Annotated in this window: 13 protein-coding genes; 10 read left to right on the forward strand and 3 right to left on the reverse strand. The window is 61.4% G+C overall.

The window, feature by feature from the left end; translation table 11 throughout:
- Positions 1-47: 47 nt before the first annotated feature.
- The 4 genes from ychF (at position 48) to BSU04_RS15320 (ending at position 5101) form a co-directional block, all read left to right on the forward strand.
- The gene (ychF, locus tag BSU04_RS15300; RefSeq protein WP_089161402.1) at positions 48-1142 is read left to right on the forward strand and encodes a redox-regulated ATPase YchF; all 1095 of its coding nucleotides are present in this window, start codon (positions 48-50) and stop codon (positions 1140-1142) included.
- A 567-nt stretch (positions 1143-1709) separates the two neighbouring features.
- A complete protein-coding gene (locus tag BSU04_RS15310; protein ID WP_089161428.1) occupies positions 1710-2000 on the forward strand; it encodes a DUF3761 domain-containing protein in 291 nt (96 codons plus the stop codon).
- A gap of 226 nt (positions 2001-2226) precedes the next feature.
- Positions 2227-3894 carry an energy-dependent translational throttle protein EttA gene (gene ettA, locus BSU04_RS15315; protein ID WP_089161403.1) on the forward strand — a complete coding sequence of 556 codons (1668 nt, stop codon included), beginning with the start codon at positions 2227-2229 and terminating at the stop codon, positions 3892-3894.
- Positions 3895-3982: 88 nt separating this feature from the next.
- Complete coding sequence (locus BSU04_RS15320) at positions 3983-5101, forward strand: DUF748 domain-containing protein (RefSeq protein ID WP_089161404.1); 1119 nt, start codon at positions 3983-3985, stop codon at positions 5099-5101.
- Here BSU04_RS15320 and BSU04_RS15325 read toward each other — a convergent pair whose 3' ends face one another.
- The 3 genes from BSU04_RS15325 to BSU04_RS15335 form a co-directional block, all read right to left on the reverse strand.
- On the reverse strand, positions 5102-5725 hold the full coding sequence (locus BSU04_RS15325; RefSeq protein WP_089161429.1) for an HAD family hydrolase: 624 nt from the start codon (positions 5723-5725) through the stop codon (positions 5102-5104). It lies immediately after the preceding gene.
- Positions 5726-5755: 30 nt separating this feature from the next.
- Positions 5756-7576 (reverse strand): aminopeptidase P family protein, encoded by a 1821-nt coding sequence (locus BSU04_RS15330; RefSeq protein ID WP_089161405.1) that lies wholly within the window; start codon positions 7574-7576, stop codon positions 5756-5758.
- Positions 7577-7647: 71 nt separating this feature from the next.
- Positions 7648-7911, reverse strand: coding sequence for a hypothetical protein (locus tag BSU04_RS15335; RefSeq protein WP_089161406.1), 264 nt, complete (start codon positions 7909-7911; stop codon positions 7648-7650).
- A 201-nt stretch (positions 7912-8112) separates the two neighbouring features.
- Between BSU04_RS15335 and BSU04_RS15340 the strand changes: the two genes are divergently transcribed.
- From BSU04_RS15340 to BSU04_RS15365, 6 genes are all read left to right on the forward strand, one after another.
- On the forward strand, positions 8113-8862 hold the full coding sequence (locus BSU04_RS15340; RefSeq protein WP_089161407.1) for a response regulator transcription factor: 750 nt from the start codon (positions 8113-8115) through the stop codon (positions 8860-8862).
- Between the two features lie 51 nt (positions 8863-8913).
- Positions 8914-10227, forward strand: a complete 1314-nt coding sequence (gene hemA / locus BSU04_RS15345) for a glutamyl-tRNA reductase (RefSeq protein WP_089161408.1) — start codon at positions 8914-8916, stop codon at positions 10225-10227.
- A gap of 97 nt (positions 10228-10324) precedes the next feature.
- Complete coding sequence (gene prfA, locus BSU04_RS15350; RefSeq protein ID WP_089161409.1) at positions 10325-11407, forward strand: peptide chain release factor 1; 1083 nt, start codon at positions 10325-10327, stop codon at positions 11405-11407.
- Entirely contained in the window at positions 11404-12231 is an 828-nt protein-coding gene (gene prmC / locus BSU04_RS15355) for a peptide chain release factor N(5)-glutamine methyltransferase (protein WP_089161410.1), read from the forward strand. Before prfA ends, prmC begins: the two co-directional genes overlap by 4 nt.
- A 176-nt stretch (positions 12232-12407) precedes the next feature.
- Positions 12408-12719: a Grx4 family monothiol glutaredoxin gene (gene grxD, locus BSU04_RS15360; RefSeq protein WP_089161411.1), complete on the forward strand. Its 312-nt coding sequence runs from the start codon at positions 12408-12410 to the stop codon at positions 12717-12719.
- Positions 12720-12721: 2 nt separating this feature from the next.
- On the forward strand, positions 12722-13336 hold the full coding sequence (locus BSU04_RS15365; protein ID WP_089161412.1) for a UbiX family flavin prenyltransferase: 615 nt from the start codon (positions 12722-12724) through the stop codon (positions 13334-13336).
- The last annotated feature ends 3 nt before the right edge of the window (positions 13337-13339 follow it).

Consider the following 13339-nt stretch of genomic DNA (forward strand, 5'->3'; position numbering starts at 1 on the left):
GCGTTGACCCGCGCGGCGCACGCCGTTTCACCAGTTCGAAGGATTCCATGAGCCTCCAATGCGGCATCGTCGGCTTGCCTAACGTCGGCAAGTCCACACTGTTCAATGCACTGACCAAGGCCGGCATTGCCGCCGAAAACTATCCGTTCTGCACGATCGAGCCGAACGTCGGCGTGGTCGAAGTGCCGGACCAGCGGATCGCGGCACTTTCCGACATCGTCAAACCCGAGCGCGTGGTTCCGGCCATTGTCGAATTCGTCGATATCGCGGGCCTCGTGGCCGGCGCGAGCAAAGGCGAAGGCCTGGGCAACAAGTTTCTCGCGAACATTCGCGAAACTGACGCCATCACGCACGTCGTGCGCTGCTTTGAAGACGAAAACGTGATTCACGTCGCGAACAAGATCGACCCGCTCGCAGACATCGAAGTCATCAATACGGAACTGGCGCTGGCGGATCTGGCGACGGTTGAAAAGGCTCATCACCGTTACGCCAAGTCGGCGCGCTCGGGCAACGACAAGGAAGCGGCGAAGCTCGTCCCCTTGCTGGAAAAGATCCAGGCGCAACTCGATCAGGCGAAGCCTGTGCGCGCGCTGGACCTGAGCGAAGACGAACTCGCGCTGATCAAGCCGCTGTGCCTGATCACGGCCAAGCCGACCATGTACGTGGCCAACGTGAAGGACGATGGTTTCGAGAACAATGCGCACCTGGACGCGGTGCGAAAGCACGCGGAGGCCGAGGGCGCGCCGGTGGTGGCGGTATGCGCGGCGATCGAAGCGGAAATCGCGGATCTCGACGATGCCGACAAGCAGGAGTTCCTGGCCGATATCGGCATGGAAGAGCCGGGCCTGGATCGTGTGATTCGCGCGGGTTACAAGCTGCTTGGATTGCAGACGTACTTCACGGCAGGCGTGAAAGAAGTGCGGGCGTGGACAATTCATATCGGCGACACCGCGCCTCAGGCCGCCGGCGCTATTCACACGGACTTCGAGCGCGGGTTTATTCGCGCGCAGACCATCGCCTTCGATGACTTCGTCGCGTTCAAGGGCGAGCAAGGCGCGAAGGAAGCCGGGAAGATGCGGGCTGAAGGGAAGGAATATGTCGTGCACGACGGCGACGTGATGAATTTCTTGTTTAACGTCTGATGTAATAAATCGTCGTTCGATGTTGTGATTAAAAGCGGGGTCCTTGATAAAGGGGATTCCGCTTTTTTATTGCTTTGCGCCGGCCGCTCTGCTCGCCACCGCGCGCAACCCACCTTGGACGGTGTACATGAAGACAGGGCTGATTTACTCGTTGACCGAGCATTTCGAAGCGCACGCTCAGCAGACCAATAGCGGCGTCGAATTCTGGCTTGCCCGCGACCTTCAGCACCTGCTTGGGTATGCGAAGTGGGAAAATTTCGTCAAGGTTGTGAACAAAGCCCAGATCGCCTGCGAAACGTCGGGGCATGCGGCTGCAGGCCATTTCCTGATGCCAGGAAAATGGGCGACCTCGGCTCGGGCAGCCAGCGTGAAGTCGATGACATCATGCTCACTCGCTACGCCTGCTATCTGGCCGCGCAAAACGGCGATCCCAAGAAGCACGAAATTGCGTTTGCACAGACCTATTTCGCCGTCCAGACCCGACGCGCAGAGTTGGACCATCAATGCGGCGATCCGGGACAACCCCGCGCCAAGCATTCACGCTCCTCGTGTCCAAAACAAAAACACATGACGACACGTTTCTATCGCCGCACCGCTTCAATCCTCCTCGCCGCCGCCTTGGCGCTCAATGGCTCCGCCGCATTCGCCTACGCGTACTCCGCCCCAAACGAGTCGGACCTCGACAACCACCAGACCTATCGCAATCACGACGGCGACACCGTCCACTCCCCGGCGCATTCGCGTTCGGGCGAAGCCCCCGACGGCGCTACCGCCCAATTGCGCGATGGCACATGGAGCTTCAGCCGGCATCGCAGCGGCACGTGTTCGCGCCACGGCGGCGTTGCAGCCTGGCGCTGAGAACGCCGGGCTCAGGATCCGAAGCCGGCATCAAAGCAGATAAACGTCCGCCAGACAGCCATATTCATCGAAGTACAATGTCGTCACTTCTCGCGCGCTGCGGGAAACGCATTGTCGCGTATTGAATCCGGTTGCTTCCCGGCAGAGGCTTAAAACCTTGAGCCCGCCCGGCTGAAGCCCGCCGTAAAACCGAAAACCGCAAACCTCAAGACAACCGAACCCGCAAATGGCCCAATACGTCTTCACCATGAACCGCGTCGGCAAGATCGTGCCGCCCAAGCGCCAGATCCTGAAAGACATCTCGCTGTCGTTTTTCCCTGGCGCCAAGATCGGCCTGCTCGGCCTGAACGGTTCCGGCAAGTCAACCCTGATCCGCATCATGGCGGGCGTCGACAAGGAAATCGAAGGCGAAGCCACGCCGATGCCGAACCTGAACATCGGCTACTTGCCGCAGGAACCGCAACTCGATCCGCAGCAAACCGTGCGCGAAGCCGTTGAAGACGGCCTCGGCGATGTTTTCACCGCACAGAAAAAGCTCGACGCCATCTACGCGGCCTACGCGGAACCCGACGCCGACTTCGACGCCCTCGCCGCCGAGCAGGCCAAATACGAAGCCATTCTCGCAACCAGCGACGGCGGCACGCCCGAGCAACAACTCGAAGTCGCCGCTGACGCGCTGCGCCTGCCCGCGTGGGACGCGAAAATCGAGCATTTGTCGGGCGGCGAAAAGCGTCGCGTGGCGCTGTGCAAATTGCTGCTGCAAAAGCCCGACATGCTGCTGCTCGACGAACCAACCAACCACCTGGACGCCGAATCGGTGGACTGGCTCGAACAATTCCTGACGCGCTATCCGGGTACCGTCGTGGCGGTCACCCACGATCGCTATTTCCTCGACAACGCCGCCGAGTGGATTCTCGAACTCGACCGCGGTCACGGCATTCCGTGGAAGGGCAACTACAGCAGCTGGCTCGATCAGAAGCAGGATCGGCTGAAGCAGGAAGAATCGACGGAATCGGCGCGGCAGAAGGCGCTGAAGAAGGAACTGGAATGGGTGCGCCAGAATCCGAAGGGCCGCCAGGCGAAATCGAAGGCGCGGATCGCGCGGTTCGAGGAACTCAACAGCCAGGAATACCAGAAGCGCAACGAAACGCAGGAAATCTTCATCCCTGTCGGCGACCGGCTGGGCAACGAAGTGATCGAGTTCAAGAACGTGAGCAAGGCATACGGCGACCGGTTGCTGATCGATAACCTCAACATGAAGATCCCGGCGGGCGCGATTGTCGGAATTATCGGGCCGAATGGCGCAGGGAAATCCACGTTGTTCCGCATGCTGACGGGTAAGGAGCAACCGGATTCGGGCGAAATCGTCACGGGGCCGACGGTCAAGCTGGCTTACGTGGATCAAAGCCGCGACGCGCTCAACGCCGGCAAGACCGTGTTCGAAGAGATTTCGGGCGGCGCCGACGTGCTGACTGTCGGCAAGTACGAAACACCGTCGCGCGCGTATATCGGCCGCTTCAACTTCAAGGGCGGCGATCAGCAAAAGACCGTCGGCGCGCTGTCGGGCGGTGAACGCGGCCGACTGCATCTGGCGAAAACGCTGATTGAAGGCGGCAACGTACTGCTCCTGGACGAGCCGTCGAACGACCTGGACGTCGAAACGCTGCGCGCGCTGGAAGACGCGTTGCTGGAATTCGCGGGATCGGTGATGGTGATCTCGCACGATCGCTGGTTCCTCGACCGTATCGCGACGCACATCATTGCGTTTGAAGGCGATTCGCAAGTGACGTTCTTCGACGGCAACTATCAAGAGTACGAAGCCGACAAGCGTAATCGTCTGGGCGAAGAAGCGGCGAAGCCAAAACGCCTGCGCTATAAGCCGATCGTCCGGTAAGCGACGGTAAGCACCGGTAAGCACGGCCACGGCCGACAACAACGCACCGGATCGCCGCCCGCGCGCGGCTTGGATGGGGGACATCGGGATGGCGGGTACAAAGGCGCGACGCGTGGCGCTGTGGGCGGGCGCGGTCATCGTGGTGTTGCTGTTGGCGCTAGTCGGCGGCGGATTTTTCGTCGCGCATGAAATGAAGGCGCGCGTGCTCGAAGCACTCGAGCCGCTCGGCTCGGTGGAAGATATCGATGTGGGTTATGCGCGCATCACGCTGAGCCGCGTGCGTCTGCGGGGACCGCAAGGCTGGCCCACGGACGACACGATGCGAGCCGAGCGCGTGACCCTGAACGTCGATATGCGCGCCCTCCTGACCAACCGCGTGCATCTGCGACATGTGACGGTAGATGGTTTTTATCTTTCCGTTGCCCGTTTCGCCGATGGCCGCGTCGAACTGCTGCCCAATCTCCGGCAGTCGACGCGCGAGGCACAGGCGGGTTCAAGCGAAGCCGCTGCCCACGCGCAGGAAGACCGGCTGATCGATCACGTCACGTTTGAACGCGGCACGATGGAATTCTTCGATGAATCCGTGCAGACGCCGCCCTACAAGATCCTCATTTCCGACGCGCGGGCCAACGTCGATAACCTGCATCTTCCTGCGCTCGTCGAACCAACCACGCTAGACATGACCGGGTCGATCAAAGGACCGTCGCATACGGGCACGGTCGCGTTCAACGGCTGGGTGAAAATTGCGAACAAGGATTCTCAGACGCACACGAGCCTGCACAACGTCGATATCGTCACGCTCGATCCCTATCTGCTGAGAAAAGCGGGCGCGAAGACAAGCGTTACGGGCGGCACGCTCGACCTCACGCTCGACGCCACGGTGCATGACTCCCGTATCCATGCGCCGGGTTCGGTCGTGCTGAACCGGCTGCAGTTATCGGATAACGGCAATCCGCTCGACACCTTCCTCACCATCCCGACGAAGCTCGCGATCGCGGCGCTGAAAAACCACGATCAGATCAAGCTGAACTTCGAGCTGGACGGCGACCTGCGCGACCCGAAGTTCTCGCTCAACGAGAGCTTGATAAACAAGCTCGCGGAGGGCTTCGCCAAGGTCGTCGGCGTGAACACCGAAGGCGTGGCCAAAAACGCCGGCGGTGTGGTCAAGAGCATCGGCGACACGCTGAAGCATCTGTTCGGAAAGTGATCACACGGGCAAGCCGAGCGCCCTCAAACGCGCTTCGGTCTGCTCGGCACTGGTGTGATGCACGGCGGTCCAGCCAAGCGCGGTGGCGGCCTGGATGTTCTTCGCGTTGTCATCGATAAAAGCGACTTCCTGCGGTTGAATGCCCGGAAGATGCTTTTCAATCTCAGCCCACATCAACGCGAAAATCGCCGGATCGGGTTTTGCGACCAACACCCGCCCCGACACAACCACCTCGCGAAAGCGCTGCAGCACCGGGAACCGCTCCCACGCCCAGGGGAACGTTTCAGCGGACCAGTTGGTGAGTCCGAACAGCGGCACATGCGCGGCTTCGAGCTTGTCGACCAGTGCAACGCCATCTTCCAGCACGCCCGCCACCATTTCCTGCCAGCGCTCGTAAAACGCGCGGATCAGGGCTTCATGCTCGGGAAACCTGGCGATCAGTTCAGCGTTGCCGTCGGCGATCGTCTGCCCTGCGTCCTGCTGCAGCACCCAGTTCATATGCACGACGTTGTCCATGAACCAGCGCCGTTCGGTGGCATCGGGAATCAGCCGGCTGTACACGTACTCGGGATTCCAGTCGATCAACACGCCGCCGAAATCAAACACCACTGCCTTGATCGCCATGCCTTGCCTGATTGCCATGCGCCGCTCCGTTCAGATTGCTTGCGTGCGTTTTTCGAGCCACGTTTTCGCCGCGCCCGACACATGCGGCGAGACGCGTTCGAGAACCGTTGCGTGATAGTCGTTGAGCCACGCGCGTTCGTCGTCGCGCAGCAGGGTCAGGTCGACGCAGCGTGTGTCGATAGGACACAACGTCAGCGTTTCGAACTTGAGGAAATCGCCGAATTCAGTTTTGCCGGCGGGTTCGTTCATTACCAGGTTTTCGATCCGAATACCCCATTTCCCCGGCCGATAAAGCCCCGGTTCAATCGACGTGATCATGCCGTCTTCCATTGCGGTGTACGGCTCGGCCGGCGCGTAGTGCGAGATCACCTGCGGGCCTTCGTGCACATTCAGGAAATAACCGACGCCATGCCCCGTGCCATGGCCGTAATCCGCGCCGGCTTCCCAGATTGGCGCGCGAGCGATGGCGTCGAGCATCGGTGAACGAATGCCGCGCGGGAAATGCGCCCGCGACAACGCGATCGTCCCCTTCAGCACGATGGTGAAATCACGTTTGTGCTCAGCCGTAATCGTGCCGATAGGTACAACGCGCGTGATGTCCGTCGTACCGCTCACGTATTGACCGCCCGAGTCGATCAGCAGCAAGCCATTGGCTTCGATCACCGAATGCGAGGCGTCGGTGGCGCGGTAATGCGGCATGGCGCCGTTCGCATTGAAGCCGGCGATCGTCGCAAAACTCAACGTCACGAAACCTGGCCGGCGCGCACGCGCAGCCGTCAATTTTTCGTCGATGTTGAGCTCCGTGATCGTCTCGCGCCCAAGCGCATCTTCGAACCATGCGAAGAACTCGGCGAGCGCCGCGCCGTCCTGCTCCATGGTCGCGCGGATGTGAGCGGCGTCGGCTGCGGTCTTGCGCGACTTGGCGAACGTCGACGGGTTCACCGCTTCCACGATCTTCACCTGCGCCGGCACTTTCTCGAGCGAGCCGAATGTGATCCGGCGCGGATCGATGAGCAGCGCCGAGCCCGCGGGCAACGCGGCAAGCGCATTGGCCACATCGGAATACGGCTCGACGCGCACGTTCTCCTTCACCAGCGACGCCTTGAGATCATCGGAAATCTTGCCATCGCCGACGAACAACGCGGCGTCATCCAGTCCGATCAACGCATGCGCCACGAATACGGGGTTATAGGTGACATCGGCGCCGCGCAGGTTGAACAGCCACGCGAGATCGTCGAGCGTCGAGATGAAATGCCACTGGGCGCCCTTCTCTTGCATCACGCGCCGCACTTGCGCCAGCTTTTCCGCACGCGTCACGCTCGCCTGGGGCGCGACGTGTTCGTACACACGCTCCGATGGCAAATCCGGCCGCTCCGGCCAGACGGCATCGAGCAGGTCCAGGTCCGTGCGCAACACGATCCCGCGCGCCGTCAGCGCATCCTTCAGCGCCCGCGCGGCCGCCACGCCGAGCACGGCGCCATCGACTGCCACCGTCTCGCCGGCCGCCACATTCTCCGCGAGCCAGTCCACATGCGGAGCGGATTGCTGTCCGGCCATCATCTTCATCAACGCGATGCCGGTCCCGGTCAATTGCGCCTCGGCCTGCGTCCAATAGCGGCTGTCGACCCACACGCCGGCGAAATCGGCGGTCACGACCAGCGTGCCAACCGAACCGGTGAATCCTGAGAGCCACTGCCGCCCCTGCCAGTGCTCCGGCAGGTATTCGGAGATGTGCGGGTCAGACGACGGCACCAGCACGGCAGCCAATGCCTCACGCGCCATGGCGCCGCGCAGCAATTCGATACGCCGGGCGAAAGTCTGGCCATCGGGGGAATTCAGTCGATCGTTCATGGAGTCACCTGCAGAATTTTTTGTTACGTTGAACCAGTCGAACCATCAGATCAGCAGCGGGCAACGGCGAGTCACCGCCGCGCCGCCAGCCCTACCGAGACTGTCACGGCGACCAGCGCCAACAGCGCGCACGCAAGCCATTCGAGGGAGTCACCGTCGTGGAATGCGCCGGTGACGTTGCCGAGCATTTTCGCGACCATCGCCGCCACCATACCGGCGAGTCCCGCGGCCCATAGCCGGCCGAATGGTCCTGAGGCCAAACGCCGCAACGGATGCAGCCACCAGCCGGCCAGCCCGACCACCAAACCAAGAAATACGATCCCAGGCCACCCCATTAGCGGCGCGTTCCAGCGGAATTAAGATTAAACCTATGGGTTGAATCGGATTCGTGAACTAGCATTTTCGGTTCTGTAAACCTAGAAGGTCTGGAAGGCGTTTGCGGCGTAGCGGATGAGTTTAGGGGGCTGGAATGGCGATGGCAAGCAAGTGCCGCGCCCCCCGGCCTGCTCTCAGCGCGCGCGGCGGCGTCGGAAATCATGCGAATCGCCATCATCGACGCGGACGTTCAGCACGCCGCACTCATCCGCCGGACGCTTGTCCTGGACGGTCATTTCTGCCATTTCTTCCCCACCGCGCCCGTTTTGCTGGACCGGATGAGGTACGACACATTCGACCTGCTGATCGCCGCCAATGAAACGCGCGACATGATCGGCGCGGAGATCATCGAACGGGTCAGGCAACTGGCGCCGCAGCTTCCCATCGTGTTGATCGCGGCAAGTCAAAGCGAGTCCGACATGGTCGCCTGCCTGAAAGCGGGCGCTGACGATTGCGTCGCCAAGCCCGTCCGCTGCACCGAACTGGCCGCCCGTGTGGAAGTGCTGGCGCGCCGAAGCGCGGTCCGCACACCCGCTGCCGAGCATTTCGGCGAGTACCGGTTCAATGTGTCCGAGTTGAGCGTCAGTTTCCTGGATCAGCGGGTTTTGCTCACGCCGAAGGAATTCCGCTTCGCCCGGTTGCTGTTCACGAACCTGTCGCGCGCCGTGTCTCGCGCACACATCATGGAAGTGGTGTGGCCGCGCGGGAGCGACATGGCGTCGCGGACACTCGATACCCATGCGTCCCGTCTGCGCACGAAACTGCATCTCCGGCCGGACAACGGTTACCGGCTGACACCGCTGTACGGCTACGGTTACCAACTGGACCGGATCGAATCCGACTATGTGCCGGGTGGCATGTCTGGCATGGGTTTCCCGGCTGGAACTGAAGAAATCCGCGAAAGGCTATAATATCGGGCTAAATTCCAAGGTTTTCCAAGGCCATCGGATCAGGCCCACTACATGCAGCTCCTCGCGATCGGAATCAACCACCACACTGCGCCTGTCGCCTTGCGCGAACGCGTGGCGTTTCCGCTCGAACAGATCAAACCAGCGCTCGGCGCGCTGAAAGATCTGTGGCTGGGGTCGCTGGGGAAAACTGTGCCGGAAGCCGCAATCCTGTCGACGTGCAACCGCACGGAGCTGTATTGCGCGACGGACGACAAAGCCGCCCGCGACGCCGCGATCCATTGGCTGTCCAAGTATCACAACCTGCCGGTCTCCGAACTTGCGCCGCACGTCTACGCACTGCCGCAGTCTGAAGCGGTGCGGCATGCGTTTCGCGTCGCGTCCGGACTTGATTCCATGGTGCTGGGCGAGACGCAGATCGTCGGCCAGATGAAAGATGCGGTGCGCACCGCGTCCGAAGCCGGCGCGCTCGGCACGTATCTGAACCAGTTGTTCCAGCGCACCTTTGCCGTTGCGAAAGAAGTCCGCACGACGACTGAAATTGGGGCGCAATCTGTTTCCATGGCGGCTGCGGCCGTGCGCCTCGCGCAGCGCATCTTCGAAAACATTTCAGGTCAGCGTGTGCTGTTCATTGGCGCGGGTGAAATGATCGAGTTGTGCGCGACGCATTTTGCCGCGCAAAAGCCGCGCGAGCTCGTGGTGGCGAACCGCACTGCGGAACGCGGTGAAAAGCTAGCTGAACGCTTCAACGGCCGTTCCATTCCCCTCTCCGAGCTGCCCGCGCGCATGCACGAGTTCGACATCATCGTGTCGTGCACGGCATCCACATTGCCGATCATCGGACTCGGCGCGGTGGAACGGGCCGTCAAGGCACGCCGCCACCGGCCGATTTTCATGGTCGATCTCGCCGTGCCGCGCGACATCGAACCCGAAGTGGGCAAACTGCAGGACGTATTCCTCTATACCGTCGACGACCTCGGCGCCATCGTTCGCGAAGGCAGCGCGTCCCGGCAAGCGGCGGTGGCGCAGGCGGAATCGATCATCGACACCCGTGTGCAGAACTTCATGCAATGGCTCGACGCACGCAGCATCGTGCCCGTGATCCGCCACATGCACACGCAGGCGGACGCAATGCGCCGCGCCGAAGTCGAACGCGCCCGCAAGATGCTCGCGCGTGGCGACGACCCGGCGGCGGTGCTCGAAGCGCTGTCGCAGTCGCTGACCAACAAGCTGATCCACGGCCCCACGCACGCGCTCAGCCGTGCCAGCCGCGAGAATCGCGACCAGCTCATCGATCTGATGGGCGGGCTTTACAAACACGGCCATCCGTCGGGATCGAACGATCCGTCCGATCCGTCGGAAACTTAGCGCCCCTCTCTTCGCCTCTTCGGTTGCGCCGCATGCGAACATCTTTGCGGTCGCGTTCCTGATCGCTGTCTTCTCCGGAGCTTCGCTCCAGCCTTCCATGAAAACGAGCATGCAAAACAAGCTCGACCAGCTGACTACCCGGCTGGCCGAACTCAATGACCTGATGAGCCGCGAAGATGTGACCGCCGATATGGATCAGTACCGGAAGATCACGCGGGAAAACGCCGAAATCGGGCCGGTCGTTACGCAATATGCGTTGTGGCGGCAAGCATCGAATGACGAAACCACCGCCATGGAATTGCTCTCCGACCCGTCCATGCGCGATTTCGCCGAAGAGGAAATTGGCGAGGCGCGCGAGCGGATGGTTGCCATCGAGCGCGATCTGCAAGCCATGTTGCTGCCGAAAGATCCCAACGATGACCGCAATATTTTCATCGAAATCCGGGCGGGCACCGGCGGTGATGAATCCGCGCTGTTCGCGGGCGACTTGCTGCGCATGTATCTTCGATACGCCGAGCGCAATCGCTGGACGGTCGAAATGATGTCGGAAAGCGGCTCCGATCTCGGCGGTTATAAAGAAGTGATCGTGCGGATCGCGGGCCTGAACGTGTACTCGAAACTGAAGTTCGAATCGGGCGGGCATCGCGTACAGCGTGTGCCGGCGACCGAAACGCAGGGGCGCATTCACACGTCGGCGTGCACGGTGGCCGTGATGCCCGAAGCCGACGAAATTGGCGAAGTGGTAATCAATCCGGCGGACTTGCGTATCGATACCTTCCGGGCTTCCGGCGCGGGCGGCCAGCACATCAACAAGACCGATTCAGCCGTGCGCGTGACGCATTTGCCGACTGGAATTGTCGTGGAATGCCAGGACGACCGCTCGCAGCACAAGAACAAGGATCGCGCGCTGAAGGTGCTCGCCGCCCGGATCATGGACAAGCAACATCACGAGCAGCACGCAAAGGAAGCGGCCACGCGCAAGAGCCTGATCGGCTCGGGAGATCGGTCGGAACGGATTCGCACGTATAACTTTCCGCAGGGGCGAATGACGGATCACCGGATCAATCTGACGCTGTATAAGCTCGACGCGATCATGGATGGTGATATCGACGACCTCGTTGCCGCGCTCGTCAGCGAACATCAGGCCGAGTTGCTGGCGGCGCTGGGCGATTCCGAATGACGACGGTTGCCGGGTTGATGCGCGCGTCTTCCCTGCCCGCGCTCGAAACGCGGATCCTGCTCGAGCATGTGCTCGGCTGGCGGCGCACCGAACTGATCACACGCGACGACGAGGAACTGGCGGTCGCGAGCGTCGATCGTTTCGACGCGCTGGCACAACGGCGGTCGGCGGGCGAACCGATTGCGCAACTGGTGGGATCGCGGGAATTTTTCGGACTTGAGTTCGAGGTCACGCCGGAGGTGCTGATTCCGCGGCCGGAAACGGAATTGCTGGTGGAAATTGCGCTCGAACAGATGGGCGGGCTCGAAGCTCCGAGAGTGCTCGATCTGGGCACGGGTAGCGGCGCGATCGCGGTGGCGATCGCTTTTTCCCGCGCCGACGCTCAGGTCTGGGCGGTCGATCAGTCTGCCGGAGCGCTGGCTGTAGCCGCTCGCAATGCGTTGACGCTGCTCGGCATGGACCGGCCACTGAACCTGCTCCAAAGCGACTGGACCTGCGCCCTCGATCCCGCCCTGCGCTTTGAGTTGATCGTAAGCAATCCGCCGTATATCGCGCAGAACGATCCCCATCTTTCCGAGGGCGATCTGCGCTTCGAACCGCGCACCGCACTCACCGATGAGGCCGATGGACTTGCCGCCATCCGCACAATTGTCCAGACAGCGCCGTTTTTTCTGTCGACGGGCGGCTCGCTCTGGCTGGAACACGGCTACGATCAGGCTGCGGACGTACGCGCGTTACTGACGGCGCGCGGCTTGTCCGACGTACGCTCGAAGCGTGATCTGGCTGGTATCGAACGTGTCAGCGGCGGCTTTTTCACGGCATGACGCCCCTTGATTGCCCTAACAGACGGCCACGAGGCCTCCCGACCCGCTCAAGCCGCCCCGATTGAAATCCGCTATCATTTCAGATCGTTAGCGTGTGAAATTTCGCTTGAAGTAGCGCATGCCTCACCGCTGAACCCAAAATCAACCCCGCATTACAACGCCTCGCAGGAAACGCCATGGATACGCAAGAACGCATCAAGGAAATCGTTGAAGGAGCACCGGTCGTGCTGTTCATGAAGGGCACCGCGCAGTTCCCCATGTGCGGTTTCTCCGGCCGCGCCATTCAGGTCCTGAAGGCTTGCGGCGTGACCGAGATCAAGACCGTCAATGTTCTCGAAGACGAAGGCGTCCGCCAGGGCATCAAGGAATTCTCCAACTGGCCGACCATTCCACAGCTTTACGTGAACGGTGAGTTCATCGGTGGCTCGGACATCATGATGGAAATGTACGAATCGGGCGAACTGCAACAATTGTTCGCCGCTGCCTGAGATTGTCTGCCGCACGTCCTTCGACCGCCGCGCCCGTGCCGCGGCGGCTGATTGTCGCCATTACGGGTGCAACGGGTTCAATCTACGGCGTCCGGCTGCTGGAAACGCTGCGCCGCCTGGGTGGCGTCGAAACGCATCTGCTGATCTCCAGCGCGGGCTGGCTGAACATCCAGCACGAACTGTATCTCGATAAAACCACCGTCCACGCGCTTGCAGATGTCGTGCATAACGTCCGCGATGTCGGTGCGAGCATCGCATCGGGATCGTTCGCCACCGACGGCATGGTCGTCGCGCCGTGTTCCATGAAAACACTGGCGAGCATCGCGCTCGGGCTGTCGGATAATCTGATTACCCGCGCCGCCGATGTCGTGCTGAAGGAACGCCGCCGCCTGGTGTTGATGGTGCGCGAGACGCCGTTCAACCTCGCGCATTTGCGCAACATGACCTCGGTCACCGAAATGGGCGGCGTCATTTTCCCGCCGTTGCCGGCGTTTTACCATCGTCCGGCTTCCATCGATGAAATGGTCGATCAGACGGTGGATCGCGTGATTGACATGCTCGCGCTCGGCAATCCGATCGCGGCGGCTTGGCCGGGGTTGAAGGACACGGATAATTAACAA

Origin of the sequence: Caballeronia sordidicola, from assembly GCF_002220365.1 — a bacterium.
In the GTDB taxonomy this organism is placed as follows: Bacteria; Pseudomonadota; Gammaproteobacteria; order Burkholderiales; family Burkholderiaceae; genus Caballeronia; species Caballeronia sordidicola_C.